We start from the raw sequence: 26,920 nt of genomic DNA on the forward strand, positions 1-26,920 counted from the left end.
GGCCGGCGGAGCCCCTCAGCGGCCGTCTAAGGCCGCGGCGTCCCGCCGCCCGGCTTCCTGTCCTCCGGACCGTCCCCGGGCCTCTCGGGCCCCTCCGAGGCGCTCTGCTCGCCCTTGGAGGAGGACGGCCCCGAAGAGCTCCGCCCGGTGAATGTGTCGCGCAGGCGCCCACCGAGGTCACTGGCCCCGCCCGCGAGGTCCCGCACCAGGCCCATCAGCGGGTCCTTGCTGGCCCGCACGGAGTCCGCGTAATGGCTCGCCGACTCCCGGAAGGAGTCCGACACCGAGGTGTTGCCGTCCTCCGAGCGCCGCGGGTAGTGGCCGTCCATGATCCGCTGGTGGTCGCGGCTCCCGGCCCACTTCTTGAGCTCCGCCGCCCGCACGGTCGTGAAGGGGTGCGTGCGCGGCAGCACGTTCATGATCTTCAGTACGGAGTCGCGCAGGTCGCCGCCCGCCTCGTACTCCTCGGCCTGCGCGAGGAACGCGTCCACGTTCATCTCGTGCAGGTGGTTGCCGCCCGCGATCTTCATCAGGCCGCGCATCGACGCCTCGAGGTCCTGGCCCACCAGCAGGCCCGCCCGGTCCGCCGACAGCTCCGACTTGCGGAACCACTCGCGCAGCGCCGTCACGATGGCCATCACCGCGAGATTGCCCAGCGGGATCCAGGCGATCTTGAGCGCGAAGTTGGTGAGGAACAGCAGTATCGTCCGGTAGACCGCGTGGCCCGAGAGCGCGTGGCCGGCCTCGTGGCCGACGACCGCCCGCATCTCCTCCTCGTCCAGCAGCTCGACGAGGCCCGTGCTGACCACGATGATCGGCTCGTCCAGGCCGATGCACATGGCGTTGGGCTGCGGGTCCTGGGTGACGTACATCGGCGGGACCTTCGGCAGGTCCAGGATGTAACAGGCGTCCAGCAGCATCGTGTGCAGGTGCTGGAACTGCTGGTCGCTCACCCGCACCGAGTCGGAGAGATACAGCAGCCGCAGGCTGCGCTCCGGCAGCAGCCCGCTCAGCGCCTTGAAGACGGTGTCGAAGCCGCTCAGCTTGCGCAGCGCCACCAGGGCCGAGCGGTCCGCGGGGTGCTCATAGGCGCGCGAGGAGATCCCGGGGAACCGCTTCCGCTGCCGGCCGGGCGCCCGCTCGTGCCCCTCGCCGGCCGTGCCGGGAGCGTTCTCGCCCTTGGCGCCGTCGTCGGTGTCACTCATCAAGACCCCCTCCATGCGCTGATCATGGCCCGGCGGCCGTCACCCGCCCGGCTGCCCAACCCCACAGTAGGCGCTGCCCCGGACATGGCTACCGTTGGAGGCATGCCCGACATCCACGCTTTCACCGCGAACCCCGGCTTCACCGAACTGCTCGCCGTCTCCAAGGGCGACCAGGGCCCCGGCGACCTCATCCGCACGGTCCTCGTCGTCGGCGTCGTCGGCATCGCCTTCCTCGCCTGGTTCCTGCTCCGCGGGTACGGCAAGAAGGACTGACCTGTGGAGTCGGCGTGAGCCCGCGCACGCCCCCCGCATACGATGTGGCAGAAGTCTCTGCCCGACTACCGTCCCGGATAGGTCCTGCCGACGATGAGCGCTTTCGCCTCAGCCCACACAGCCCTGGCCACTCTCGCCTCCGAGGGCGAGCACGTGGACAACCACCCGAGCCTCAGCCCGTACATGACCGGCGGGGCCGCCCTGGTCATCCTGGTGCTCCTCCTGTGGATCACGACCCGCTTCAACCGCGACCGCTGAGCACACCCGGTCCCTGCGGGTTCGGCGTCCCGCCGCGCCCAGTAGGGTCTGCACGCATGGGAGAGCAGACAGGGCCCGTGAAGCGGCGGCTCGGAGTGATGGGCGGGACGTTCGACCCGGTCCACCACGGCCACCTGGTCGCCGCCAGCGAGGTGGCCGCGCGGTTCCACCTCGACGAGGTCGTTTTCGTACCCACGGGTCAGCCGTGGCAGAAGAGCCACCGGACGGTGTCACCGGCCGAGGACCGCTATCTGATGACGGTGATCGCCACCGCGTCCAACCCGCAGTTCTCGGTCAGCCGTATCGACATCGACCGCGGCGGGCCGACGTACACCACCGACACCCTCCGCGACCTGCGCGCCCTCAACGACGACGCCGACCTGTTCTTCATCACCGGCGCCGACGCGCTGGCCCAGATCCTCACCTGGCGGGACACCGAGGAGCTCTTCTCGCTGGCCCACTTCATCGGTGTGACCAGGCCGGGCCACATACTGGCCAACCCCGGTCTGCCCGAGGGCGGCGTCTCGCTCGTCGAGGTGCCCGCGCTCGCGATCTCCTCCTCCGACTGCCGCACGCGCGTGGCGAAGGGCGACCCGGTCTGGTATCTGGTGCCCGACGGTGTGGTGCGCTACATCGACAAGCGCGACCTGTACCGGCACTGAAGGCACGTGAGGGGCACCGGTGAACGACCGACAGGACCCGTACGCGCAGGACCCGTACGGCCGTCAGCCGCAGGTCCACGGCTATGACGCCTATGGACAGCCGGTCTACCGGCCGGACGCCCCGGAGCGGGTGTACGACGAGTACGGGCAGCCGGTGCGGCCCGTACAGCAACAGCCCCAGCAGGGCTACGGCTACGAGGGCCAGGGCTATGACCCGTACGCGCAGCCCCAGCAGCTGAACGAGCAGCAGCACCAGTTCTACGAGCCGCAGCAGCAGCCCGCGCAGCCCGTACAGCCCGCGCAGCAGACGCAGCAGCAGGAGTGGATCCCCCGGCAGGCCGGTGCCCCCGCGCACGAGGCGGGCGAGGCGCCGCGGGAGGAGCGGCAGGAGCCGTCCCCCAGGGTGCCCGGCCAGGCGCCCGCGCCGGACTACCGCACCGAGCAGTTCTCCTTCATCGAGGAGCCGGACGAGGACTCCGAGGACGTCATCGACTGGCTCAAGTTCAGCGAGAGCCGCACCGAACGGCGCGACGAGCGCAAGCGCAAGGGACGCAATCGCGTCATCGCCCTCGTCGTGGTGCTCGTGCTCGCCCTGGGCGGCGCGGCCGCCTACATGTGGTGGGCCGGTTCCGGTGACACGAAGGGCACGGCCGCGGCGCACGGGGCGCAGAAGCGCGACGTGATCGTCGTCCACCTGCGGCAGACGCAGGGGGGCGGCAGCTCCACCGCGCTGCTGGTCGACAACGAGACCACCAAGAAGGGCACGACGGTCCTGCTGCCGAACACGCTGGCCGTCGCCAAGGACAGCGGCGGTTCCACCACCCTCGGCAAGTCCGTCCAGGACGACGGCACCGGCGCGACCCGCGACGCCCTGAACACCCTGCTGGGCGCGGACATCAAGGGCAGCTGGCGGCTGGACACCCCGTATCTGGAGAACCTCGTCGAGCTCGTCGGCGGGATCGCCCTGGACACCGACACCGACGTCCCCGGCGCGAAGCCCGGCGACAGCCCTGTGGTGCGCAAGGGCGCCGCGCAGAACCTGGGCGGCCAGATGGCCGTGGCGTACGCCACCTACCGGGCCTCCGGCGAGGACCCCGGCAAGCAGCTGGCCCGCTTCGGACAGGTCATGCAGGCGGTGCTGAAGAAGCTGTCCGGCGACCCCGCGGCCGCCACCCGCACGATGGAGTCCCTCGCGCAGATCCCGGACCCGTCCCTGTCCGTCGAACAGCTCGGCGCCTCCCTGGCCCGGCTCGCCACGCTCGCCAAGGCGGGCGCGTACGACACCACGGCGCTGCCCGTGCAGACCGACGGGACGCTCGGCGACCAGGCGACCGGCAAGGTGGTCAAGGACATCCTCGGCGGCACGGTGAAGGACACCGGCGGCAGGAACGCGACGCCCCGGGTCAGCGTGAAGAACGCCACAGGGGCCAAGAGCGCGTCCGGGACCGCCCAGGTCACGCTCGTCAACGGCGGCTACACCGTCGTCGACGCGGGCACGGCGGGCACGGCCGAGGCGGCGTCCGCGGTGACCTACGCGGACGACCGGCGGGAGGCCGACGCCAAGGAGGTCGCCAAGACGCTGGGCCTGCCCGCGGGCGCCGTGAAGAAGGGCACCGGAGCCGCCAACGCCGACGTCACCGTGGTGCTGGGCAAGGACTACAAGAGCTGACGGCCGGACCGGCCGGGCGAGGGCCCGGCCGGCCGTGGCGAAAAGGCCAGGAGTGCTGTCGGCGGGTCGTGAGACCCTTGAGGCGTACTGACCCTCTTTATCGAAAGCATGGCTTGTGACCGCCACGGACCGCTCCATCGAGCTCATCAAGGCCGCCGCACAGGCGGCCGCAGACAAGCTCGCGCACGACATCATCGCGTACGACGTCAGCGACGTACTGTCGATCACCGACGCCTTCCTGCTGGCCTCGGCCCCCAACGACCGCCAGGTCAAGTCGATCGTCGACGAGATCGAGGAGCAGCTGAGCAAGCAGCTCGGCGCCAAGCCGGTGCGCCGCGAGGGCGACCGCGAGGCCCGCTGGGTGCTGCTCGACTACGTCGACATCGTCGTCCACGTGCAGCACAGCGAGGAGCGTGTCTTCTACGCCCTGGAGCGGCTGTGGAAGGACTGCCCCGAGATCGACCTCCCGGCCGACGCCGTCGCGACCCGCGGCAAGGCCGAGGAGCACGCCAAGACGCAGGCCGGTGGGGCCGACCTGGACGGTGAGCTGAGCTGAACGGCAGCGCGGGCGGTACGGGAGCGGGCGCCGCGGCCACCAGGGGCCGGCGCATCGTCCTCTGGCGGCACGGCCAGACCGCATGGAATCTGGAGCGCCGCTTCCAGGGCTCCACGGACATCGAGCTGACCGGCACCGGCGTCGCGCAGGCGCGCCGGGCCGCCCGGCTGCTGGCCGCCCTGCGGCCGGACGCCATCGTCGCCTCCGACCTCAAGCGCGCCGCGGCGACCGCCGCGGAGCTGGCGGCCGTCACCGGCCTGCCGGTCGCCCACGACGCCGCCCTGCGCGAGACGTACGCGGGCGAGTGGCAGGGCCTCACGCACGACGAGATCATCGGGCGGTACGGCGAGCAGTACGCGGCGTGGAAGCGCGGCGAGCCCGTGCGGCGCGGCGGCGGTGAGCTGGAGACCGAGGTCGCCGACCGGGCCGCCCCGGTCGTCCTCGCCCAGGCCGACAAGCTGCCCGAGGGCGGCACGCTCGTCGTGGTCAGCCACGGCGGCACCATCCGTACGACGATCGGCCGCCTGCTCGGCCTGGAGTCCTCGTCCTGGGAGGCGCTCGGCGGCCTCACCAACTGCTGCTGGTCGGTGCTCGGTGAGGGCGCGCGTGGCTGGCGGCTGCTGGAGCACAACGCGGGGACGCTGCCCGAGCCGGTGCTCGGCGACGACGACTGAGCGGCCCGCCCGGCGCCGCCCACGGCCCGATTTCACATCTGGCCAGGTCACAGGCTAAAGTTCTTCTTGTTCGCGGGGAACGCGGAGGGAAACCTCCGGGGGAAGCCGAGAACAGCGGGGCTATAGCTCAGTTGGTAGAGCGCCTGCATGGCATGCAGGAGGTCAGGAGTTCAATTCTCCTTAGCTCCACAATCCGGACGATCCCGTCTCTCCGTCAAGGAGAGGCGGGATTGTTGCTGTTCCGACAGGGTCTCGTGGCAGAATCGGACGGCCGGTAGCGGACGGGACCAAAGGGGAGGGAACGGCTGACCCATGGGTGCACACAGCCGGAAGTGCGACTGGTGCGGCAGCGGGACGCCGATCGTCCGCGACATGGAGCCGCTCAACCCCTCCTACCAATACTGGTGCGTGGAGTGCGCGCGGGCGCTGATCATAAAAGGCGACCCGATCGAGACCTACCGCGAGCTCGAGGGCGAGCCCATCTACGGCCGACTGCTCGACGAACACTGCACGTTGAAGCGTTTCTACTCCTTCGCCACCGCCTGAGAGCCCGCCCCCGCGGGCCCTTCCGCCCGATTTTTCACGCCACTTCGGGCAACCGCCCTTGTGCGCGGGCGCGTCCTGGGGGTCGAGAGCTGCCGCCGGAAACGGCCGGCGGCGCGGGGGAAGCCGACGGAGGTCACCACGTGACCGAAACAGCGATCGACCCTGCGGCGAAGCAGGAAGCCGCAGCCGAGCTCATGCCCTTCCTGGACCGCCTGCGCGTACCACCGGTGCTGCGGCCCGGCCGCACGGAGGCGCTGGAGGGCATCGAGATCGAACTGACCGCCACCTGGGTCCGGCTGCACTCGCAGCTGCCGCCCACCCGGGTGTGGACGTACGGGGGCCACTTCCCGGGGCCGACGGTGGAGGTCCGCCGGGGCCACCGGCTGCGGGTCGCCTGGACCAACCGCATCAGCGGTGACTATCCCGTGACGGCCGTCGAGGCCGCGCCCGTGCCGGGCTCGCCGCCGCCGGGCGACGTGCCCGGCCGCAGCGGGGCCACGCCGCTCCCGGAGGTCGCCGCGCTGCCACCGTGGACGGTGACGCACCTGCACGGCGCCCGCACCGGGGGCGGCAACGACGGCTGGACGGAGAACGCCGTCTCGCCCGGCGACAGCCAGCTGTCCGAATACCCCAACGACCACCGCGCGGTGGCCTGGTGGTACCACGACCACGCCATGGACATCACCCGGTGGAACGTCTTCACCGGCCTCGCCGGGATGTACCTCGTCCGGGACGAGGAGGAGGACGCCCTCCGGCTCCCGCACGGCGAGCACGAGATCCCGCTGATCGTCCAGGACCGCAACCTCGACCAGGACGACGACGGGCGGCTCACCGGGCGGCTCCTGCACAAGACCGAGATCGTCGGCCGGGACGCGCGGGGCAAGAACGTCACCAAGGCGTTCAGCGGCCCGTACACGCTCGTCAACGGCGTCATCTGGCCGCACCTGGACGTCGAGGCGCGCTGGTACCGCTTCCGGCTGCTCAACGCCGCCAACGCGCGGATCTTCCAGTTCCGTCTGATCGACGAGGACACCGGCGAGCCGGTGCGCGGCGCCGTCTGGCAGATCGGCACGGACGGCGGGCTGCTGCCACGCCCGGTGCCGCTGGACGGCCCGCTGTCCGTGGCGCCCGCCGAGCGGATGGACCTCCTCGTCGACTTCGGCGGGCTGCGCGGGCGCCGGCTGCGACTGGTCAACGCGGCGCCCGGGGTGCGCTTTCCGCAGGTGATGCAGTTCCGGGTCGGACGGGATCCGGTGCGCGAGTCGTTCGTGCTGCCGGAGGTCATCTCCAGCTCGTTCCGCCGCATCACCCATGAGACCGCGCCCAAGCACGGTCACCGGCTGATCGCCCTCACCCCGCCGGGCACCGCGGGCGACGGCCACCCGCAACTGTGGGAGATGCGTCAGGTCGAACCCGGCCAGGTGCGGGTCCCCGGCGAGGGCGTGATCCAGGTCAAGGCGGCGGACGGCACGGTCCGTACGTACCTCAGGGGCGCTCGCGCCTTCGACGACGCGCTCGGCTTCATGGTCGGGCACGACTCCTGGGAGCAGTGGAGCTTCCTCAACCTCGGCGGTCCCACGCACCCGATGCACATCCACCTGATCGACTTTCAGGTGCTCGGCCGCGACCTCTACCCGTCACCCGCGGGCGCCGGCTTCGACCAGACGCTGGGCGGCACCCGCACCCCGCTGGAGCGCACCGGGCAGGCACCGGTGTCGGACGGCGACGCGGGCTGGAAGGACGTGATCCAGGTGCCCGCCGGGCAGATGGCCAATGTGATCGGCCGCTTCCACGGCGCGAAGGGCCGCTTCATGTACCACTGCCACCTGCTGGAGCACGAGGACATGGGGATGATGCGCCCCTTCGTGGTGATGCCGGACGAGGTAATGGCGTTCCACCACGGGGGCGGCTCCGGTCAGCACGGTGGTCACTGAGCTCGTCCGGCCCGGGGCGCGGTGTCCTGACGGCGGCCAGCAGCAGGAAGGCCGCTCCGGCCGCCGGATAGCCGGCCGAGAGCAGCATCTGGCCGCCGCTCTGGTGGAGTTCGAGCCGCGCCGCTGAGGTGTGGGGCACCCGCCACAGCGCGTACGAGCAGAAGAGCGCTCCGGCCGCCGCGGCCGCCGCCCACCAGGCGGCGCGGCGGCGGCCGGTGGCCGTGGCGGCCTCCGAGACGAGCAGCAGCACCATGGGCACGCACCACACCCAGTGGTGCGACCAGGAGACGGGGCTGACGAGCAGGGCCGTCGCCGCGCAGCAGAGCACGCCCCAGGCGTGCGCGGTGGGCTCCGGCCCGTACAGCCGCGCCCGGACCGCGACGGCGAGCCCCAGCGCGGCCACCACGGCCGCCGTGGCGGCCCACCAGGGCCCGGGGTCGCCGGTGTGCAGGAGCCGGGCCAGGACGCCGCGCAGGGACTGGTCGGCGGCGTCCTCGGCGTGCCCGACGCGGTCGGCCGCGAACAGCATGGCGGTCCAGTAGCGCCAGGAGTCGTACGGCAGGGCGAGCGCGCCCACGGCCGCCGTGCCGGTGAAGGCGGCGCAGGCGAGGGCGGCCTGTCGCAGTTCGCCTCCGGACGCCTCTCCGGGTCGGCGGGTGAACCCGGTGGCGGCCAGGAAGACGGCGAACAGCGCCGGGGTGAGCTTGATGCCCGCCGCGAGGCCGATGCCCACGCCCGCCCAGCGTCCGCCCCGCCCGGCGGCCCGGGTCAGGTCCCACAGCACCAGGACGGCGAGGAGGAGGTTGACCTGTCCGTAGCGCAGGGTCGTCCACACCGGTTCGCACCAGACGCACAGCGCGGCAGCGACGAGCGTCACGGCGGCGCGAGGCGGCCGTCCGGTCAGCCGGAGTGACAGGTGGGTGAGGGCGAGCAGCAGAGCGAGGTTGGCGGCGGTGGCCAGGGCGCGCAGCGGGGCGGTGGCGAGCAGGGTCAGCGGGGTGAACAGCAACGCCGCGAAGGGCGGGTAGGTGGTGGGCAGGTGCGCGTGGGTGGCCCGCATCGCGTAGAGGTCGCCGCCGGTGCGCACGGTCCAGCCCTCGGCGCGGTAGACGAGCAGGTCGATCGTCGAGACGTGGGCCGCGCGCTGGGCGAGCCAGAAGCAGACGAAGGACGCCAGGCACACCGATGCGGCGATCGGTGCGGCACGGCGGGCTGTCACGGGGCGCGACTCCGGGTCCATAAGCGACAAATAGGGCACAGGGGGCCGACGCTACCCCGTTCCCGGTCGTTCCAAGCGCTGCCGGGCAAGCGATTTGGCAGATGGGGGGGAGGTCCGTGTAATGTAATCCGTGTCGCCAGGGAAACCGGGCGGAAAACAGAACAAGGGGCTATAGCTCAGTTGGTAGAGCGCCTGCATGGCATGCAGGAGGTCAGGAGTTCAATTCTCCTTAGCTCCACAGTGAATGAGCGGGTCGTCCGGAAACGGACGGCCCGCTCTTCTTTTGTTTCGCGCCTACGGTCAGAGCCCGTCGGCTCCCTTGTCGAGATGCAGTGCCAGCGCCGGGCAGCGGCGTACCGCCCGCAGCGCGCGCCCGCGCAGGTGCGTCGGCACCCCGGCGTCCGCGAGCGCCGGATAGCCGTCCGGGCCCAGCCGTACGAGTTCGGGCAGCAGCCCCGCGCACAGCCCGTGGCCCTCGCACAGCGTCCAGTCCACCGCGAGCCGCTCGGCGCTCTCCGGGTTCGCGGCGCTCGCCCCGGCGGGCAGGGGGAGCGGCAGCGCCCCGGCCGTGCCGCGACCGCAGCCGCCGCCCAGCACGTGCGCGGCCAGGTCGTCGGTGAACGCGGACAGCGCGCTCAGCGTGAAGCGCGCCGCCCCGTCCGGATGCCCGCAGGCACCGCGCCCGCGCACCCCGCCCGCGGCCTCCCGCACGGCCTCCAGGGCGCCCCGCCCGCCCCCGGCCAGCACGTCCGCCAGTGCTCCGGCCACCGACGGCAGTCCGAGCCGGCACGGGCCGCACTGCCCCGCGGACTCGGCGGCCAGCCAGTGCGCCACCCGGAGGGTCTCGCCCAGCGGGCAGGTGTCCACGGGCAGCGGCACCACCGCGCCCGCGCCCAGCGCCCCGCCGCAGGCCGCGAGGGACGCGTGGGAGACCGTGGCGCCGTACGCGGTCGTCGCGTCCAGCCACGCGCCGTGGTAGCCGCCGGTCAGCACCCCCTGGAGCGCCGGGCCGGCGCCGCACGCCCGCAGCGCGTACGCCAGCGGCACGCCGCTCGGCACCTCGACGACCCGGGGCTCGGGCACCGCGCCGGACACCGTGAGCAGCAGCGTGCCGGGCGCGTCCGCCGTGCCCGTCGAGGCGTAGCGGCCGGCGCCCAGGCGTGCGGCGACGGCGAGTTGGGCGTAGGTCTCGGTGTTGGACAGCAGCGTCGGCGCACCGCCGAGCCCCTCCTCGGAGGCGCGGGTGTGGCGGCCGGGCGGCAGCGGGAGCCCGCCGTCGGCGGCCCGCAGCAGGGCGGAGGACTCGCCGGAGACCAGCCGCTCGGGGAGGCGCACCACCCGGGCGCGCAGGGCCCGGCCGCGCCGGTCGGCGAGTCCGCGCTCGGCCAGCGCCTCGCGTACGGATGCCTCGGTCGCCGCCCGGGTCACGCCGACGACGAGCGTGCCCGCCCCGAGCGCCTCGGCGGCGAGCAGGGCGCCGTCGAGCACCAGGTGCGGGGCGCGCGCGAGCAGGACGGCGTCCTTGCGGCAGGCGGGCTCGCCCTCGCACCCGTTGACCACCACCGCCGGACGCAGCCCCCGCCGCCGCGCCGCCCGGCCCACGGCCCGCAGCTTCCGCGCGAAGGGGAAGCCCGCGCCGCCCCGGCCGCGCAGCGCGACGGTCTCGGCCAGCTCGGCCGCCTGGGCCTCCGTGAGCCGGGGCGCCGAACCGTGCACGGCGAGGTGGGCCCTGCGGTCGAGCCGCAGGGCCGTGTCGAAACCGGCCGTCAGCCGCGGCAGCCCGAGTGCGAGCACCTCGGGCACGTCGGGAAGCGGGCCGCTCACCGGGCCTGCCCCGGGGCGCGGTGCGCGCCGGTCTCCGGTGTGCCGGCCTCGGCGGTGAGGGCGGCGGGCACACGCCCGGCGAGGGCGTGCGCGCCGGGCGTGTGGACAACGGCGGTGCGCGGGCCGGGAACGCGGGCGCGGGCCCGGTGCGAGGTGACCGTACGCACCGCAGCCGCCGCCATCGTGTGCCTGCCGGGCGGGGGTGCGGCGGGCGCCGGGGGTTCCGATCCGGCGGGGTGCGCGCGGCGGGCGCGTACGAGCCGGAGGGCCAGTGCCGCCGCCACCGCGATGAGGCACAGCCCGTAGCTCGTCGCCACCCAACCCGCCGGTGCGCGGCCCGATTTGAGGCCGTGCAGCACGGCGGCGCACCACGCCGGATACGCGCAGGCGTGCAGGGCGCGCCAGCGGCGGGCGCGCCCCTTGCTCGCGAAGGCGCTCCGCAGGGCTCCGGTCGCTCCGGCGAGCACCATCAGATATGCCGCGAGGGCGCCCAGTCCGAGCAGGCCGCCCGCGCCCCGCACGCCGGAGGAGAACGGCACCAGGGCGGCGAGGAGCGACGCGTGGGCCTCCGTGACCTTGACGCAGACGTGCACCAGGAGGAAGCCGAGGGCGCCGGCGGCGGTCGCCCGGTGGACGGCTTGCGAGAGCAGCCGGGCGCGCGGGGTGAGCAGCAGCCGGTCGGTGGCGATGAGCCCCCACACGACGGTCGCGGTGAGCGAGACCAGGGTGAGGACTCCACCGGTGTGGTCGAGGAAGCGGTTCATACGGCAGCACGCTAGGCAGGCCGGCGGGGGCGTCGGGTCCGCTTGGCACAACCCCGGTGCGGCGGCCCGTACCACTGCTAACGTCTGTTCGTTCGGCGGCACTTCGCACGCATGCCGCCCACCGCCGAGGCCCCGTCGGGATGTCGGCCGACTCGTGGGTTTACTTGTGCCCCCCTGACTGACTGCTGACTCTTCCTTGGTCGCATCTTGGCGAACACATGCCCCCTGGATGAACAGTTCATCGAAAGAGTGGCGCGACGTATGTGCGTGTCCGTGCCATGTCAGCGCGGACGGCCTTACGCGACCATTCGCATCCAGGGGGTTCCATGAGTTCTACCCGCTCCAGAGGACGCGCCGGACTGGCCTTGGTGGCATCGCTGCCGCTGGTCGCCGGGGCGCTCGCGCTCGGTGTTCCCACCGCCCAGGCCGACTCCGGCCCGCACGGCCGGCAGTCGCTCCAGGGAACGAAGCCGCTGTGGGCCACGCCGTCGGCCGACCGCGGCACCGTCGCCGAGTCCAACAAGGTCACCGCCAGGGTCTACCTGGCCGGCCAGGACGCCAAGGGCCTCGCCGACTACGCCCGCGCGGTGTCCGACCCGAAGTCGCCCTCGTACGGCAAATACCTGTCCGCCAAGCAGGCGCAGGAACGGTTCGGCGCCACCAGGGCCCAGATAGCCAAGGTCACCGGCTGGCTGACCGACTCGGGCCTGAAGGTGACCGGCACCAACAAGCACTACATCACCGTCACCGGTGACGCCGCCGCGGCCAAGAAGGCGTTCGGCACGGAGCTGCACAACTACACCAAGGACGGCCGCACCTACCACGCGCCGTCCAGCAACGCCTCCGTCCCCGCCTCGGTGAACGGCGCCGTCCTCACCGTCGTGGGCCTGAACAACGCCCCGCGCCTCGCCCGGCACGACGAGACCCTGCCCGGGCCGAGCGCCGCGTTCGTCAACGCCGGCCCCTTCTCGTCGTACTACGGCTCGAAGACGAACGACAGCCTCCCGTCGGCCTACGGCTCGCACGCGCCGTACGCCATCAAGGGCTACACCGGCAAGCAGCTGCGGTCCGTCTACGGCGCGAAGAACTACACCGGCAAGAACGTCACCGTCGCCATCACCGACGCGTACGCCTCGCCGACCATCGCCAAGGACGCCGCCGAGTACGCCAAGCGCAACGGCGACAAGGGCTACCGCAAGGGCCAGTTCACCCAGGTGCTGCCCGCCGACTACACCCACACCGGCACCGGTGAGGGCGGCTGCGACGCGGCCGGCTGGTACGGCGAGGAGACCCTCGACATCGAGGCCGTGCACGCGGTCGCCCCGGACTCCGACATCGTCTATGTCGCGGGTGCCTCCTGCCAGGACGACGACCTGATCGACTCCCTGCACAAGGTCGTCGACGGGCGCCTCGCGGACATCGTCTCCAACTCCTGGGGCGACGTCGAGGCCAATGAGACCCCCGACGTGGCCGCGGCCTACGACCAGGTCTTCCAGACCGGCGCCGTCGAGGGCATCGGCTTCTACTTCTCCTCCGGTGACGACGGCGACAACACCGCCAAGCACGGCAGCAAGATGGTCGACACCCCGTCGAACTCCCAGTGGGTCACCTCCGTCGGCGGCACCTCGCTCGCCGTCGGCAAGGGCGACACGTACCAGTGGGAGACCGGCTGGGGCACCCACAAGGCCGTGCTGTCGAAGGACGGCAACACCTGGGAGGGCTTCCCCGGCACCTTCACCGGCGGCGCCGGCGGCGGCACCAGCAAGCTCGTGCAGCAGCCCTTCTACCAGCGCGGCGTCGTCCCCGACGCGCTGTCCAAGGTGAACGGCTCCACCCCGATGCGCGTCGAGCCGGACATCGCGGCCGTCGCCGACTCCAGCACCGGCTTCCTCGTCGGCCAGACGCAGACGTTCCCCGACGGCTCGCAGAAGTACAGCGAGTACCGCATCGGCGGCACCTCGCTCGCCGCCCCGGTGATCGCCGGTGTCCAGGCGCTGGCCCAGCAGGCCCGCCACGGAGTGCCGATCGGCTTCGCCAACCCGGGCATCTACGACCGGTACGGCACCTCCGCCTACCACGACGTCACCGACCACCCGCTGGGTGCGGGCCAGGGCCTTGCCGTCGTGCGCTCCGACTACGTCAACGGCGTCGACGCCAAGGGCGGTGTGGTGACCTCCCTGCGCAGCCTGGGCGGCGACACCTCGCTGTCGGCGACCGTCGGCTACGACAACGTCACGGGCGTCGGCACGCCGGCCGACAACTACGTGACCTCGTACGTGCCGGGTCACCGCCGCTGACCGGCCGGGCCCGCGCCGGATACTCGGTGCGGGCCCTTCGGCCCCTGCGGTAACCTGACCCCATGCGTGCCGTACGCCTTCTGCTTAGCGGGCCGCGCTGATCAGTACCGACCGGTGACCGGTCGGCATCAGCGCGGCGTCCCCTCCTGTGCGAGGGGATTTTTCATTTCCGCGGGTGCCCGCAGGTAGAGACGACGATCGATGGAGCTTTGAGGACGATGAGCGAGACCAACACCGCCGCCGAGGTGGCTGCCCCGCACCGCTACACGGCCGCGCTGGCCGCTGACATCGAGGCACGCTGGCAGGACTTCTGGGACGCGGAGGGCACCTACGACGCCCCCAACCCCGACGGTGACCTGGCGGGCGACCCCGCGGTCGTCGCCCGGCCCAAGAAGTTCATCATGGACATGTTCCCGTACCCCTCGGGTGCGGGCCTGCACGTCGGCCACCCGCTGGGCTACATCGCGACCGACGTCTACGCGCGCTACCACCGCATGACGGGCCACAACGTCCTGCACACCCTCGGCTTCGACGCCTTCGGCCTGCCCGCCGAGCAGTACGCCGTGCAGACCGGCACCCACCCGCGGGTCTCCACCGAGGCCAACATGGAGAACATGAAGGCGCAGCTGCGCCGGCTGGGTCTGGGCCACGACAAGCGCCGGTCGTTCGCGACGATCGACCCGGAGTACTACAGGTGGACCCAGTGGATCTTCCTGCAGATCTTCAACTCCTGGTACGACCCGGAGGCGGGCAAGGCGCGCCCGATCGCCGAGCTGGTCGAGCAGTTCGAGCGCGGTGAGCGCCAGGCTCCCGGCACGCGCGCGTGGAGCGAGCTGACGGCCGCCGAGCGCGCCGACGTGCTGGGGGAGTACCGCCTGGCGTACGCCTCCGACGCGCCCGTCAACTGGTGTCCCGGCCTGGGCACCGTCCTGGCCAACGAGGAGGTCACCGCCGACGGCCGCTCCGAGCGCGGCAACTTCCCCGTCTTCAAGTCCAAGCTGCGCCAGTGGAACATGCGGATCACCGCCTACGCGGACCGCCTGATCGACGACCTGGAGGCGCTGGACTGGCCCGAGGCCATCAAGCTCCAGCAGCGCAACTGGATCGGCCGCAGCGAGGGCGCCCGCGTCGCCTTCGACGTCATCGGCCACGACGAGAAGATCACCGTCTTCACCACCCGCCCGGACACCCTCTTCGGCGCCACCTACATGGTGCTGGCCCCCGAGCACGACCTGGTCGACACCGTCGTCCCGGCCGAGTGGCCCGAGGGCACCAAGGACGCGTGGACCGGCGGCGCCCGCACCCCGGCCGACGCCATCGCCGCGTACCGCAAGCAGGCGCAGTCCAAGACCGACGTGGAGCGGCAGACCGAGGGCAAGGACAAGACCGGCGTCTTCACCGGCGCGTACGCCCGCAACCCGCTGACCGGCGAGCCCGTCCCGGTCTTCGTCGCCGACTACGTCCTGATGGGCTACGGCACCGGCGCGATCATGGCCGTGCCCGGCCAGGACGAGCGCGACTGGGAGTTCGCGACCGCCTTCGAGCTGCCGGTCGTGCGGACGGTCCAGCCGCCCGAGGGCTGGGAGGGCGAGGCGTACACCGGCCAGGGCCCCGCCATCAACTCCGCCAACGACAAGCTCGACCTCAACGGCATGGCCGTCGACGAGGCCAAGCGCACCGCCATCGCCTGGATCACCGAGCAGGGCATCGGCGAGGGCACCGTCAACTTCCGCCTGCGCGACTGGCTGTTCAGCCGCCAGCGCTACTGGGGCGAGCCCTTCCCGATCGTCTACGACGAGCAGGGCGTCGCCCACTCGCTGCCCGAGTCGATGCTGCCGCTGGAGCTGCCGGAGGTCGAGGACTACTCCCCGCGCACCTTCGAGCCGGACGACGCCGACACCTCCCCGGAGACCCCGCTGTCCCGGAACGAGGAGTGGGTCAACGTCACCCTGGACCTCGGCGACGGCCCCAAGCGCTACCGCCGCGAGACCAACACCATGCCCAACTGGGCCGGTTCCTGCTGGTACGAGCTGCGCTACCTGGACCCGCACAACAGCGAGCGCCTGGTCTCCGCCGACGCCGAGCGCTACTGGATGGGCCCGCGCGAGGGCCAGCCGCACGGCGGTGTCGACCTGTACGTCGGCGGCGCCGAGCACGCCGTGCTGCACCTGCTGTACGCCCGCTTCTGGTCCAAGGTCCTCTTCGACCTGGGGCACATCTCCTCGAACGAGCCGTTCCACAAGCTCTACAACCAGGGCATGATCCAGGCGTACGTCTACCGCGACAGCCGGGGCATCGCCGTACCGGCCGCCGAGGTGGAGGAGCGCGACGGCGGGTTCTACTACCAGGGCGAGAAGGTCGGCCGGCTGCTCGGCAAGATGGGCAAGTCCCTGAAGAACGCCGTCACGCCGGACGAGATCTGCGCCGAGTACGGCGCGGACACCCTGCGCCTGTACGAGATGGCGATGGGCCCCCTGGACGTCTCCCGCCCCTGGGACACGCGCGCCGTCGTCGGCCAGTACCGCCTGCTCCAGCGCCTGTGGCGCAATGTGGTGGACGAGGCCACCGGCGAGGTCACCGTGGTCTCCGCCGAGCCCGACGAGGCCACGCTGCGGGCCCTGCACAAGGCCATCGACGGCGTCACCCAGGACATGGCGAACCTGCGCTTCAACACCGCCATCGCCAAGGTCACCGAGCTGAACAACTTCGTGACCAAGCTGAGCGACGTCCCGCGGACGGTCGCCGAGCAGATGGTGCTGCTGGTCGCCCCGCTGGCCCCGCACATCGCCGAGGAGCTGTGGCGCAAGCTGGGCCACACCGGCTCGGTCGTCCACGCGGACTTCCCGGTCGCCGACCCCGCGTATCTGATCGACGAGGCCGTGACCTGCGTCGTCCAGATCAAGGGCAAGGTCAAGGCCCGCCTGGAGGTCGCCCCGTCGATCTCCGACGAGGAGCTGGAGCAGGCCGCCCTGGCCGACCCGGCCGTCGTCGCCGCCCTGGGCGGCGCGGGCATCCGCAAGGTCATCGTGCGGGCGCCGAAGCTGGTGAACATCGTCCCGGCGTAACGGGCACGGAGGGGCCTTCGGGGTTTCTCCCTACGGGCAGGTTGGGGGTTCGATCGGAACCCCCGGCCTGCCCTTTCCGTTTACGGTGGAGGGGTGGCGCGGGTCCCCCGGATCCGCGGCGCGCGCCGTGCCCCAGCCCCCGTGGGCTCCCACGGGGCGACCCGACCGAGCTCGCTGAGGAGCGTTCATGGAAGCCGTGGCCGTGATCGTCGCGCTGATCTTCGCGGTCCTCGTCACGCTCGGGGTGATCGCCGCGGTCAAGACCGTGCGCGCGGTCAAGCGCGGGGTCGACCGCACGGTCACCCAGGCCCGCCGGACGGTCGAGGACACCCGCCTGAAGGCCAGGCAGTACGCCCAGCCCGGCGCGGCCGGCGAGGTCGCGCAGCTGCGGCTCTCCCTGCGGACGTCGATGCGCGCCACCCAGGAGGCGCTGCGGCTCGCCGCCGCCGAGGACGCCTCGCTGTCCGAGGCGCAGGCCCTGTTCGAGCGGCTCAGCGCGCACGGCCACGAGCTCGACGACGACCTCAAGCGGCTGGAGAACGAGCCCGACAGGGCCAGGATCGCCGCCTGCCTGCCCGAGCTGCGCGAGCGCACCGAGCGTGTCAAGGGCTCCGCGGATTCCCTCCGCTGGGCGGCGCAGGACCGGGCCCGCCGCTTCGCCGAGGACGACCTGGAGACGCTGAGCGGCCAGATCCAGATGGAGGCGGGCGCGCTGCGGCACTGGATGACGGAGGAGCCGGGGGAGGCCGCCGGGTCCTCCGCGTCGGGGCCGTCGTCCGCGTCGGGCTCGTCGTCCGGTAAGCAGGCGCCTGCCGCAGGGGAGCCCGGGGCCGCCGGCCGCGCGGCGGAAAGGGAGCGGCCCGAGCGGTCCGCGATCGCGGGGCGCAAGACCTGGCAGCAGCCCGGCTACTCCTGGCAGAAGAGCCACCGCCCGGAGAGCACCACCTGAGCGCACGGGCTTGCCTGGCCGTACAGCCTTGCCCGGCCGTACGGTCTTGCCCTCGCCGTACAGCCTTGCCCGCCCGCACAGCACTACCCGACCGCACGGCCCGCTGTCCGGGCTTCCGGCGGAACGATCACGCGTACGGGGTCCGCCCTGCCGTGGAAGCGGCCTGACGGGTAACCTCCGGAACATGTCCCGCCATGTCGCTGTCGTCACGGATTCCACGGCCTATCTGCCACAGCGGGCGATGGAGCGGCACGACATCACCGCCGTACCGCTCACGGTCGTCCTGGGTGACGAGGCACTTGAGGAAGGCACCGAGATCTCCGCGCGCTCGGTCGCCCAGGCGCTTGAGAAGCGCCGGCCGGTGACCACCTCCCGGCCGAGCCCCGAGGTCTTCGCGGCCGCCTACCGTGCGGCGGCCGAGTCGGGCGCGGAGAGCATCGTCTCCCTCCACCTCTCCGCCGAGTTCTCGGGCACCTACGACGCGGCGGTCCTCGCGGCGGCGGACGCGCCCGTCCCGGTGCGGGTCGTGGACACCGGCATGGTCGCCATGGCGCTCGGCTTCTGCGCGCTGGCCGCGGCGGAGACCGCGGAGGCGGGCGGCACGCTCGACGAGGCCGTCGCCGCCGCCGAGAAGCGCGCGCAGGGCACGGTGGCGTACTTCTACGTCGACACCCTCGACTACCTCCGCCGCGGCGGCCGGATCGGCGCGGCGCAGGCGCTGCTGGGGTCGGCGCTCGCGGTCAAGCCGCTGCTCCAGCTCGACGACGGCCGGATCGAGCTGCGGGAGAAGGTCCGTACGGCCTCCAAGGCCATCGCCCGCCTTGAGGAGATCGCTGTGGAACGGGCCGGCGCCGCACCCGTCGACATCGCCGTTCACCACCTCGCCGCGCCCGACCGGGCCACGCTCCTCGCGGATCGTCTGCGGGAGCGGGTGCCTGGGCTGCTCGACCTGCACGTCAGCGAGGTGGGCGCGGTGATCGGGGCCCACACGGGGCCGGGGTTGCTGGGCGTGGTGGTGGCGCCGCGCTGAGGGGTGGCCCGCGGTTTCAGGGCGCCGGTGGGGGCGATTCCGCTTCTCCGGGGGATGATCGCGGTGCTTGTCGGGGCCACTTCTCGGGGTGCTCCGCGTGGCGCTTCTCGGGGTGGTGGAACGCTTCGTTCGGGTGACGGAGTTATCCACAACTAGCCGGTTATCCACGGAATTTGGGCGGCATCGGCGAGATCGGACGAACGCGCCTACCGTCGTGACATGACTGATCGCCGGAACACCCTGACACTTGATCCGCCACGCTCGGGCGCCGGGACCCGGGCCGACCGCTCGCCGGAGGAGCGGGCGGCGACGCTGTTCCCGGAACGGCGGACCGGGCGTGGCAGCCCCGATCCGCCCGCCGGGAGCGTGTCCAAAGAGCCTCGCGCGCACGGTGGTTGGCGGGCGGCCGTGGTGGACCGGCTCCCGATGTGGGTGCGGCTCCGCTGCGGGATCGAGCCGAAGACACTGGCCGCGCTCGCGGTCGTGCTGGTCGCGGCGTGCGTGTTCGCCGCGTACCACTTCTGGGCGGGCCGCCCGCGGACCGTGCGTCCGCCGGACCGGGAGGCACCGGCCGTGGTGGCCGCCGTCCCGACGGTGGTGCCTCCGGCCGACCGCGCGAGTCCCGCGAACCGTGGTGGCGGCAGCGTGGTGGTGGACGTGACGGGCAAGGTGCTGCGGCCCGGCATCCAGCGCCTGCCGTCCGGATCGAGGGTGGTCGACGCGCTCGACGCCGCCGGAGGCGCGCGGCCGGGCACGGACACCACGGGGCTCAACCGGGCCCGGGTGCTCATGGACGGCGAACAGATCGTCGTGGGTGGGCCGCAGGTGCCGGCGAGCGTGCCGGCACCCGGCGCCTCGGCGGGCGGCAGACCCGCCGGTCCCGTCAGCCTCAACTCCGCGACGGCCGAACAGCTCGACTCCCTGCCGGGCGTGGGTCCTGTCCTCGCCCAGCACATCGTCGACTACCGCACCGAGCACGGCGGTTTCCGCTCCGTGGACGAACTCCGCCACGTCAACGGCATCGGCGCCCGCCGCTTCACCGACCTCCGCCCCTTGGTCCAGCCGTGAACCCGCCGGACGCTCGCCTGCCCGGCGCCGGTCCGCTTGATGCCCGCCGGCCTGACGGCAGCCTGCCCGATGCCCGCCCACTTGATGGCCGCCCGTCTGATGCCCCTCAGCCCGAGGCCCGCCGCTCCGAGGCCCACCGCCCCGGCGTCCACTGCCCCGGCGCCCGTCCCCCTGAGGCACAGCCTGACCCATCTCCGCCCGACGACCCGCACCTTGACGACTCCCGCCCCGCCGCCCGCCCAGACGCCCGCCCGCCTGACGCACCTTCGCCCGACGACCGGCACCCCGATGAGCCCCGCCCCGACGAGTCCCGCTCTGACGAACCTCCTCCTGACGACTCCCGCCCCGACGAGCCCCCGCCCGACAACCCCCCGCCCGACCTGCGCCTGGTGATGCCCGCCGTGGCCGCGTGGGTGGCCGCGGCCCTGGCTCTGGTCACGGACGGAACGACGGTCGTGGCGGTGGCAGCGGTGGGTGCGACGGTGGCATGCGTGGTGCTGGTGGCCCTCCGGCGCAAGGGCACGCACGCGGGGCTTGGCGCAGAGGAGGATCCCGCCGGCCTCCCCTCGCCCGGAGTCACGGCGAAAGCCACCGCCACCGCCGTCGCGGCGATGCTGCTCTGTGCCACCGCCGCGGCCACAACGGCCGCTCTGGCCACCGCCGAAGCGCACGCGGGCCCCGTCCCCGCCCTCGCCGCTCACTACGCCGAGGCGACCCTCGACGTCACGGTCACCGACGACCCGCATGCCGCTCACTCCGGTCACCGGACATCGGAGACCCCCACCGTCGTGGTGGAGGGCGAAGCGACCCGCCTGGTCACCGCGGACCACGAGACGGCCGTCCGTACGCCCGTCCTGCTGATCGCCCACCCGTCCTGGCTCGGATTGCTGCCCTCCACCAGGGTCCGGGTCACCGGGCGCCTCGCCCCGCCCTCCCGGCAGGGCGACAAGATCACCGCGGTTGTCCGTGTCAGCGGGCAGGACCCACCCCACGTCGTCGAGCGGCCGAACGCGCTCCAGCGGACGGCCGCCGGGCTCCGGGCGGGCCTCCGTGACGCCACGGACGGGCTGGCGCCGGATGCCCGGGCGCTCCTTCCAGGGCTGGTGGTGGGGGATACGTCACGCATCCCGCCCGACCTCGAAGACGCCTTCCGGGCCACGGATCTGACGCACCTGCTGGCCGTTTCCGGGAGCAACCTGGCGATCCTGATCGCGGTGCTCATCGGCCCGCCGCACCTCGCCACGCGCGCCGAAAGGCGCGGCCTGGCCGCCCGGTTGGGGCTGCCGCTGCGGCTCACGGCGGTGCTGGGCGCGGTGCTGGCGCTGGGGTTCGTGGTCGTGTGCCGCCCGGAGCCGAGCGTGCTGCGCGCGGCCGGATGCGGACTGATCACGCTGCTGGCCATCGGCACGGGCAGACGCCGCAGCCTGCTGCCCGCGCTCGCGGCGTCCGTGCTGCTGCTCCTGCTCTGGGACCCATGGCTGGCCCTGAGCTATGGCTTCCTGCTGTCGGTCCTGGCCACCGGAGCCCTGCTCACCCTCGCTCCCCGCTGGGGCGACGGGCTGCGGCGGCGCGGGGTCCCGCCCCGCGCCGCGGAGGCCCTGGCCGCGGCCGCGGCGGCGCAGGCCCTGTGCGGGCCGGTGATCGTGGTCATGGCGGCGCGGGTGAGCCTGGTCGCCGTTCCGTGCAATCTCCTGGCGGAGCTGGCCGTTGCCCCCGCGACGGTGCTCGGCTTCGCCGCCCTGGTCACCGCGCCGTTCGTCCCGCCCCTCGCCGAGGCGCTCGCGTGGCTCGCGGGCTGGCCCGCCTCCTGGGCCGCGGACGTCGCCCGCACGGGAGCGAGCCTGCCCGGCGCGGAGCTCGGCTGGCCGAGTGGCTGGCCCGGCGGGCTGCTGCTGGCGGCGCTGACCGCGGTCGCCGTGTTCGCCGCCCGCCGGACGCTCCACCGGCCCTGGGTGTGCGCGGCCTGCGCGCTGCTCCTGATCGTCGCGATCGTCCGCCCGGTGCCTCTGACCCGGGTCGTCACCGGCTGGCCGCCGCCCGACTGGAGGTTCGCGGCGTGCGATGTGGGGCAAGGCGACGCGTTGGTCCTGGCAGCGGGGGAGGGCACCGCCCTGGTGGTGGACGCAGGGCCCGAGCCCCGGGCCGTCGACCGCTGCCTGCGCGCCCTGGGCGTGGAGCGCGTACCGCTCTTACTGCTCACGCACTTTCACGCGGATCACGTCGACGGCTTGCCCGGCGTGCTGCGTGGCCGGACGGTCGGGGCGATCGAGACGACGACGTTCGCCCAGCCGCCGGGCCGGGCCGCGTTCGTGCGCCGGGAGGCGGAGCGGGCGCGCGTTCCGGTCGTGGAGGCGGCGCCGGGGGAGCGTCGGCACCTGGGAGAGCTGTCCTGGGAGGTGCTCTGGCCACCACCCCCGGGGGCGTCCGGCGCGGCGGAGGACGGGCCGAACGACGCGAGCGTCACCCTCCTGGTCCGAAGCGCCGGGCTGACCCTGCTGTTGCTCGGCGACCTCGAACCGCCCGCCCAGCAGGCCCTGGCGGAGGCCCGGCCCGACCTGCCCCCGGTGGATGTCCTCAAGGTCGCCCACCATGGCTCGGCCCACCAGGACCCCCAGCTGATACGCGGGCTCCGGCCACGGCTGGCGGTCGTCTCCGTGGGCGCGGGCAACCGCTACGGGCACCCGTCACCCCGCACGCTCCACGCCCTCCAGGCCCAGGGCGCGACGGTGGTGCGCACGGACAGGGACGGGCCGGTGGCGGTGACCGGCGATGCCGCGGCGGTCCTGGCGAAGTGAGGAGGAAGCCGGCCGGGGCGCCCCCGCGTCACTCCGATTCGAGCCAGCCGTCGTACTCCTCGGCGAGCTCGCGCAGGGTGTCGGGGGCGAGGGTGCCGCGGGGGTCCTCCAGGACCACGAGCCACTGGGCGTCCTCGGCGTCGTCCTCGCCCGCGAGGGCCTCGCGCACCACCTGGGGCTCCTCGTCCAGGGTGAAGCGCTGCGCCGCCTCCTCCGCGGCCTCGTCGGCGGCGTCGCGGTCGGGGAGCACCAGCAGGTGCCGTACGGGGCCGGCCGCGTCGAAGGCGGGCGACGGGGAGGAGGCCGGAGATGCCGGAAAGGAAGGGGGAACGCTGCTCACCCGATCATTGTGCGGTATGCCCGTCCGGTCACGCGGGCGGGAGTGTCACCGGTGCGTGGGATGCTGGACGCGATGGCCAGGAAGACTGCAACCGACGACATGCTCGCCCCCGTCACGCTCGCCGTGGGCCAGGAGGATCTCCTCCTGGACCGCGCCGTGCGCGAGGTGGTGACCGCCGCCCGTGCCGCCGACGCGGACACCGACGTCCGGGATCTCACCTCGGACCAGCTCCAGCCGGGCACGCTGGCGGAGCTGACCAGCCCGTCGCTGTTCTCCGAGCGCAAGGTCGTGATCGTGCGCAACGCGCAGGACCTCTCGGCGGACTCGGTGAAGGATGTGAAGAGCTATATCGGGTCGCCCGCCGAGGAGATCGCTCTCGTCCTGCTGCACGCGGGCGGCGCCAAGGGCAAGGGCCTGCTGGACGCGGCCCGCAAGGCCGGGGCCCGTGAGGTCGCCTGCCCGAAGATGACCAAGCCGGCCGACCGCCTGGCGTTCGTGCGCTCGGAGTTCCGGGCGACGGGCCGCTCCGCGACCCCGGAGGCGTGCCAGGCCCTGGTGGACGCGATCGGCAGCGATCTGCGCGAGCTGGCCAGCGCCTGCGCCCAGCTCGTCGCCGACATCGAGGGCACGATCGACGAGGCCGTCGTGGCGCGCTATTACACCGGCCGCGCCGAGGCGTCCAGCTTCACCGTCGCCGACCGGGCCGTGGAGGGCCGGGCGGCCGAGGCCCTGGAGGCGCTGCGCTGGGCGATGTCCACCGGCGTCGCCCCCGTGCTGATCACCAGCGCCCTCGCGCAGGGCGTCCGGGCGATCGGCAAGCTCGCCTCCGCGCCGCGGGGCGCCCGCCCGGGTGACCTGGCCCGGGAGCTGGGCATGCCGCCGTGGAAGATCGACCGGGTGCGCCAGCAGATGCGGGGCTGGTCGGCGGACGGTGTCGCCGTCGCGCTCCGGGCCGTCGCCGCGGCGGACGCGGGTGTGAAGGGCGGCGGGGACGACCCGGAGTATGCCCTGGAGAAGGCCGTCGTCGCGGTGGCCCGCGCGGCCCGCAGCCGCGCCTGAGCCGCTTCGATCACCGGAGGGCCGGAAGATTCGGCCCTCCGGCACACCACCGCGCGCCCGAAGGGCCCCGCCGCCACGATCGGCGCAAACGGTCTGCGGAATTCTGCCACGGGCAAGCCGAAGGCCCCGTACCCGCCCGGGGAAGGGCTGGGCACGGGGCCTTCGGATCGTTCAGTGAGCCGTGAGGCTCATGCCGCACCCGCGTGGCGAACGACCGAGTGCGGCGAAGGGTGCCGGGACGGAGCGGTAGAGAGGGTCCGCTGGGTCCGTACCGACGGTTCGGGGCTCAGGCCCCGGAAAGGCTTCAGGCCTTGATGGCCGCGGCCTGCTTGGCCAGCGCCGACTTCTTGTTGGCAGCGGCGTTCTTGTGCAGAACACCCTTGCTGACGGCCTTGTCCAGCTTCTTGCCGGCCAGGGCGACGGCGGTGGTGGCCTTGGCGGCGTCGCCGGCGGCGATCGCCTCGCGGGCCGCGCGGACAACGGTCTTGACCGAGGACTTGACGGCCTTGTTGCGCAGGCGCGCCTTCTCGTTGGTCTTGTTCCGCTTGATCTGGGACTTGATGTTCGCCACGAAAGAGCCTTTTCAGGTTCGTTGGATTTCGATGTTGCGCACTCGCACGTGAGAGGGCACGAGGCACAGTGGACCAGGCTACCAGCAGGCGCTCCGGGCTCCCAAACCGGACCGTACCCGCCGCTCATGGGACGATGGAGGGGTCGTATACCCGACTCCCGCCGAGACTGGCGTTCAAGCGCCGAAGTCACCGAATGGATCCTGCGTGCCCGCGACCCCTACCAACGTGCCCGAGCCGAGCCGTACCGACCCGGCTCTGATCCGTAACTTCTGCATCATCGCGCACATCGACCACGGCAAGTCGACGCTCGCCGACCGGATGCTTCAGCTGACCGGCGTGGTCGACCAGCGGCAGATGCGCGCGCAGTACCTCGACCGGATGGACATCGAGCGCGAGCGCGGCATCACGATCAAGTCGCAGGCGGTCCGGCTGCCCTGGGCCCCCACCGAGGACAAGGGCAACACCCACATCCTCAACATGATCGACACCCCTGGTCACGTCGACTTCACCTATGAGGTCTCGCGCTCCCTCGCCGCGTGCGAGGGCTGCATCCTCCTCGTGGACGCGGCCCAGGGCATCGAGGCGCAGACCCTCGCCAACCTCTATCTGGCGATGGAGAACGACCTCACGATCATCCCGGTCCTCAACAAGATCGACCTGCCGGCCGCCCAGCCCGAGAAGTTCGCCGCCGAGCTGGCGCACCTCATCGGCTGCGACCCCTCCGACGTGCTCAAGGTCTCCGCGAAGACCGGCGTCGGCGTGGACGCGCTGCTCGACAAGGTCATCGCCGAGGTCCCGGCCCCGGTCGGCGTCAAGGACGCCCCCGCCCGCGCGATGATCTTCGACTCGGTCTATGACTCCTACCGCGGCGTGGTCACCTACGTCAGGGTCGTGGACGGCGAGCTGAAGAAGCGCGAGCGCATCAAGATGATGTCGACCGGCGCCACCCACGAGCTGCTGGAGATCGGCGTCTCCTCGCCCGAGATGACCCCCTCCGACGGCCTGGGCGTCGGCGAGGTGGGCTACATCATCACCGGTGTGAAGGACGTGCGGCAGTCCAAGGTCGGTGACACGATCACCTCGTTCGCCAATGGCGCCACCGAGCCCCTGGGCGGCTACAAGGACCCCAAGCCGATGGTGTTCTCGGGCCTTTATCCGCTGGACGGCTCGGACTACCCCGAGCTGCGCGAGGCCCTGGACAAGCTCCAGCTCAACGACGCCGCGCTGGTCTACGAGCCGGAGACCTCGGCCGCCCTCGGCTTCGGCTTCCGCGTCGGCTTCCTCGGCCTGCTCCACCTGGACGTGATCCGCGAGCGGCTCGAGCGCGAGTTCGGCCTGGACCTCATCGCGACCGCCCCCAACGTGGTCTACCGCGTCAACATGGAGGACGGCACCGAGCACATCGTCACCAACCCGAGCGAGTTCCCCGAGGGGAAGATCGCCGAGGTGCACGAGCCGGTCGTCAAGTCCACCATCCTCGCGCCGAACGAGTTCGTCGGCGCGATCATGGAGCTCTGCCAGTCCCGCCGCGGCTCGCTGCTGGGCATGGACTACCTCTCCGAGGACCGCGTCGAGCTGCGCTACACCCTGCCCCTCGCGGAGATCGTCTTCGACTTCTTCGACCAGCTGAAGTCCAAGACCCGCGGCTACGCCTCGCTGGACTACGAGCCCACCGGCGAGCAGCAGGCCAGCCTGGTCAAGGTCGACATCCTGCTGCACGGCGACAAGGTCGACGCGTTCTCCGCGATCACGCACAAGGACAAGGCGTACGCGTACGGCGTGCGGCTCGTCGCCAAGCTGCGCGAGCTCATCCCGCGGCAGAACTTCGAGGTGCCGATCCAGGCCGCCATCGGCTCGCGGGTCATCGCCCGTGAGACGGTGCGCGCGATCCGCAAGGACGTCCTCGCCAAGTGCTACGGCGGCGACATCTCCCGTAAGCGCAAGCTGCTGGAGAAGCAGAAGGAAGGCAAGAAGCGGATGAAGATGGTCGGCAGCGTGGAGGTGCCCCAGGAGGCATTCATCGCGGTGCTGTCCTCGGACTCCGACGGCGGCGAAAAGGGCAAGAAGTAGCACGCCGGACCAGGACCGGCAGGCCGTGAGCGCCCGTCCCCCGCGTGGGGGCGGGCGCTTCGCGTTCCCGGAAGGCGCAGCTCGAACCGGG

General features: G+C 72.6%; 21 protein-coding genes, 2 tRNA genes and 1 pseudogene. 18 read left to right on the plus strand and 6 right to left on the minus strand.

From position 1 onward, the window contains the following. Nucleotides 1-26: 26 nt before the first annotated feature. Nucleotides 27-1,205: a M48 family metallopeptidase gene (locus ACH427_RS08010; protein ID WP_398868556.1), complete on the minus strand. Its 1,179-nt coding sequence runs from the start codon at nt 1,203-1,205 to the stop codon at nt 27-29. A gap of 102 nt (nt 1,206-1,307) precedes the next feature. On the opposite strand from ACH427_RS08010, the gene ACH427_RS08015 reads away from it, so the two are divergent. The 9 genes and pseudogenes from ACH427_RS08015 to phsA all read left to right on the plus strand — a co-directional run. After that, nucleotides 1,308-1,478, plus strand: coding sequence for a hypothetical protein (locus ACH427_RS08015; RefSeq protein WP_398868557.1), 171 nt, complete (start codon nt 1,308-1,310; stop codon nt 1,476-1,478). Between the two features lie 93 nt (nt 1,479-1,571). Continuing rightward, complete coding sequence (locus tag ACH427_RS08020) at nt 1,572-1,736, plus strand: hypothetical protein (protein WP_398868558.1); 165 nt, start codon at nt 1,572-1,574, stop codon at nt 1,734-1,736. A 56-nt stretch (nt 1,737-1,792) separates the two neighbouring features. Then, entirely contained in the window at nt 1,793-2,398 is a 606-nt protein-coding gene (nadD, locus tag ACH427_RS08025) for a nicotinate-nucleotide adenylyltransferase (protein WP_398868559.1), read from the plus strand. A gap of 19 nt (nt 2,399-2,417) precedes the next feature. Beyond that, nucleotides 2,418-4,067: an LCP family protein gene (locus tag ACH427_RS08030; RefSeq protein WP_398868561.1), complete on the plus strand. Its 1,650-nt coding sequence runs from the start codon at nt 2,418-2,420 to the stop codon at nt 4,065-4,067. 115 nt (nt 4,068-4,182) lie between these two features. Beyond that, complete coding sequence (gene rsfS, locus ACH427_RS08035; RefSeq protein ID WP_398868562.1) at nt 4,183-4,623, plus strand: ribosome silencing factor; 441 nt, start codon at nt 4,183-4,185, stop codon at nt 4,621-4,623. After that, a complete protein-coding gene (locus ACH427_RS08040; protein ID WP_398868597.1) occupies nt 4,620-5,297 on the plus strand; it encodes a histidine phosphatase family protein in 678 nt (225 codons plus the stop codon). The genes rsfS and ACH427_RS08040 overlap by 4 nt, the downstream gene beginning before the upstream one ends. 116 nt (nt 5,298-5,413) lie before the next feature. Continuing rightward, nucleotides 5,414-5,486, plus strand: a tRNA-Ala gene (locus ACH427_RS08045). A 123-nt stretch (nt 5,487-5,609) separates the two neighbouring features. Beyond that, nucleotides 5,610-5,843 carry a hypothetical protein gene (locus ACH427_RS08050; RefSeq protein WP_361530883.1) on the plus strand — a complete coding sequence of 78 codons (234 nt, stop codon included), beginning with the start codon at nt 5,610-5,612 and terminating at the stop codon, nt 5,841-5,843. A gap of 194 nt (nt 5,844-6,037) precedes the next feature. Beyond that, nucleotides 6,038-7,687, plus strand: a pseudogene (phsA, locus tag ACH427_RS08055) (O-aminophenol oxidase PhsA); the annotation flags it as partial. Here phsA and ACH427_RS08060 read toward each other — a convergent pair. Further along, a complete protein-coding gene (locus tag ACH427_RS08060; protein ID WP_398868598.1) occupies nt 7,653-9,017 on the minus strand; it encodes a glycosyltransferase 87 family protein in 1,365 nt (454 codons plus the stop codon). The pseudogene phsA and the gene ACH427_RS08060 overlap by 35 nt on opposite strands. 144 nt (nt 9,018-9,161) lie before the next feature. Here ACH427_RS08060 and ACH427_RS08065 point away from each other — a divergent pair. Beyond that, nucleotides 9,162-9,234: transfer RNA gene (locus ACH427_RS08065), tRNA-Ala, on the plus strand. Nucleotides 9,235-9,296: 62 nt separating this feature from the next. On the opposite strand, the gene ACH427_RS08070 is transcribed toward ACH427_RS08065, so the two are convergent. Together ACH427_RS08070 and ACH427_RS08075 are read right to left on the minus strand one after the other, a co-directional pair. Then, entirely contained in the window at nt 9,297-10,820 is a 1,524-nt protein-coding gene (locus ACH427_RS08070; RefSeq protein WP_398868563.1) for an NADH-ubiquinone oxidoreductase-F iron-sulfur binding region domain-containing protein, read from the minus strand. Then, nucleotides 10,817-11,584, minus strand: a complete 768-nt coding sequence (locus tag ACH427_RS08075; RefSeq protein WP_398868564.1) for a hypothetical protein — start codon at nt 11,582-11,584, stop codon at nt 10,817-10,819. Before ACH427_RS08075 ends, ACH427_RS08070 begins: the two co-directional genes overlap by 4 nt. Before the next feature lie 326 nt (nt 11,585-11,910). Between ACH427_RS08075 and ACH427_RS08080 the strand changes: the two genes are divergently transcribed. The 6 genes from ACH427_RS08080 to ACH427_RS08105 all read left to right on the plus strand — a co-directional run bounded on the left by ACH427_RS08080 (nt 11,911) and on the right by ACH427_RS08105 (nt 22,788). Further along, entirely contained in the window at nt 11,911-13,881 is a 1,971-nt protein-coding gene (locus ACH427_RS08080) for a protease pro-enzyme activation domain-containing protein (protein WP_398868565.1), read from the plus strand. A gap of 218 nt (nt 13,882-14,099) precedes the next feature. After that, a complete protein-coding gene (gene leuS, locus ACH427_RS08085; RefSeq protein WP_398868566.1) occupies nt 14,100-16,946 on the plus strand; it encodes a leucine--tRNA ligase in 2,847 nt (948 codons plus the stop codon). A gap of 187 nt (nt 16,947-17,133) precedes the next feature. Continuing rightward, entirely contained in the window at nt 17,134-17,895 is a 762-nt protein-coding gene (locus ACH427_RS08090) for a hypothetical protein (protein ID WP_398868567.1), read from the plus strand. Nucleotides 17,896-18,079: 184 nt separating this feature from the next. Further along, on the plus strand, nt 18,080-18,925 hold the full coding sequence (locus ACH427_RS08095) for a DegV family protein (RefSeq protein ID WP_398868568.1): 846 nt from the start codon (nt 18,080-18,082) through the stop codon (nt 18,923-18,925). A 219-nt stretch (nt 18,926-19,144) separates the two neighbouring features. Further along, entirely contained in the window at nt 19,145-19,993 is an 849-nt protein-coding gene (locus ACH427_RS08100; RefSeq protein WP_398868569.1) for a helix-hairpin-helix domain-containing protein, read from the plus strand. 392 nt (nt 19,994-20,385) lie between these two features. Further along, nucleotides 20,386-22,788 carry a ComEC/Rec2 family competence protein gene (locus tag ACH427_RS08105; protein ID WP_398868599.1) on the plus strand — a complete coding sequence of 801 codons (2,403 nt, stop codon included), beginning with the start codon at nt 20,386-20,388 and terminating at the stop codon, nt 22,786-22,788. A 28-nt stretch (nt 22,789-22,816) separates the two neighbouring features. On the opposite strand, the gene ACH427_RS08110 is transcribed toward ACH427_RS08105, so the two are convergent. Further along, nucleotides 22,817-23,044 carry a hypothetical protein gene (locus tag ACH427_RS08110; RefSeq protein ID WP_398868600.1) on the minus strand — a complete coding sequence of 76 codons (228 nt, stop codon included), beginning with the start codon at nt 23,042-23,044 and terminating at the stop codon, nt 22,817-22,819. Nucleotides 23,045-23,200: 156 nt separating this feature from the next. On the opposite strand from ACH427_RS08110, the gene holA reads away from it, so the two are divergent. Next, nucleotides 23,201-24,187 (plus strand): DNA polymerase III subunit delta, encoded by a 987-nt coding sequence (gene holA / locus ACH427_RS08115; RefSeq protein WP_398868570.1) that lies wholly within the window; start codon nt 23,201-23,203, stop codon nt 24,185-24,187. A 304-nt stretch (nt 24,188-24,491) separates the two neighbouring features. Here the strand turns inward: holA and rpsT are convergent, their stop codons facing one another. Continuing rightward, nucleotides 24,492-24,758 carry a 30S ribosomal protein S20 gene (gene rpsT / locus ACH427_RS08120; RefSeq protein WP_398868571.1) on the minus strand — a complete coding sequence of 89 codons (267 nt, stop codon included), beginning with the start codon at nt 24,756-24,758 and terminating at the stop codon, nt 24,492-24,494. A gap of 205 nt (nt 24,759-24,963) precedes the next feature. On the opposite strand from rpsT, the gene lepA reads away from it, so the two are divergent. Beyond that, nucleotides 24,964-26,829, plus strand: coding sequence for a translation elongation factor 4 (lepA, locus tag ACH427_RS08125; RefSeq protein ID WP_398868572.1), 1,866 nt, complete (start codon nt 24,964-24,966; stop codon nt 26,827-26,829). Nucleotides 26,830-26,920 lie beyond the last annotated feature (91 nt).

Source organism: Streptomyces sp. NPDC020379, assembly GCF_044387105.1.
Lineage (GTDB): Bacteria > Actinomycetota > Actinomycetes > Streptomycetales > Streptomycetaceae > Streptomyces.

Bases quoted from the DNA above. Each gene is read 5' to 3' on its own strand.
- ACH427_RS08090 (WP_398868567.1), top strand. From the start codon at position 17,134: ATGGAAGCCGTGGCCGTGATCGTCGCGCTGATCTTCGCGGTCCTCGTC.
- nadD (WP_398868559.1), top strand. From the start codon at position 1,793: ATGGGAGAGCAGACAGGGCCCGTGAAGCGGCGGCTCGGAGTGATGGGC.
- ACH427_RS08095 (WP_398868568.1), top strand. From the start codon at position 18,080: ATGTCCCGCCATGTCGCTGTCGTCACGGATTCCACGGCCTATCTGCCA.
- ACH427_RS08105 (WP_398868599.1), top strand. From the start codon at position 20,386: ATGCCCGCCGTGGCCGCGTGGGTGGCCGCGGCCCTGGCTCTGGTCACG.
- ACH427_RS08100 (WP_398868569.1), top strand. From the start codon at position 19,145: ATGACTGATCGCCGGAACACCCTGACACTTGATCCGCCACGCTCGGGC.
- ACH427_RS08050 (WP_361530883.1), top strand. From the start codon at position 5,610: ATGGGTGCACACAGCCGGAAGTGCGACTGGTGCGGCAGCGGGACGCCG.
- holA (WP_398868570.1), top strand. From the start codon at position 23,201: ATGGCCAGGAAGACTGCAACCGACGACATGCTCGCCCCCGTCACGCTC.
- ACH427_RS08010 (WP_398868556.1), bottom strand. From the start codon at position 1,205: ATGAGTGACACCGACGACGGCGCCAAGGGCGAGAACGCTCCCGGCACG.
- ACH427_RS08080 (WP_398868565.1), top strand. From the start codon at position 11,911: ATGAGTTCTACCCGCTCCAGAGGACGCGCCGGACTGGCCTTGGTGGCA.
- ACH427_RS08015 (WP_398868557.1), top strand. From the start codon at position 1,308: ATGCCCGACATCCACGCTTTCACCGCGAACCCCGGCTTCACCGAACTG.
- leuS (WP_398868566.1), top strand. From the start codon at position 14,100: ATGAGCGAGACCAACACCGCCGCCGAGGTGGCTGCCCCGCACCGCTAC.
- ACH427_RS08060 (WP_398868598.1), bottom strand. From the start codon at position 9,017: ATGGACCCGGAGTCGCGCCCCGTGACAGCCCGCCGTGCCGCACCGATC.
- ACH427_RS08020 (WP_398868558.1), top strand. From the start codon at position 1,572: ATGAGCGCTTTCGCCTCAGCCCACACAGCCCTGGCCACTCTCGCCTCC.
- ACH427_RS08075 (WP_398868564.1), bottom strand. From the start codon at position 11,584: ATGAACCGCTTCCTCGACCACACCGGTGGAGTCCTCACCCTGGTCTCG.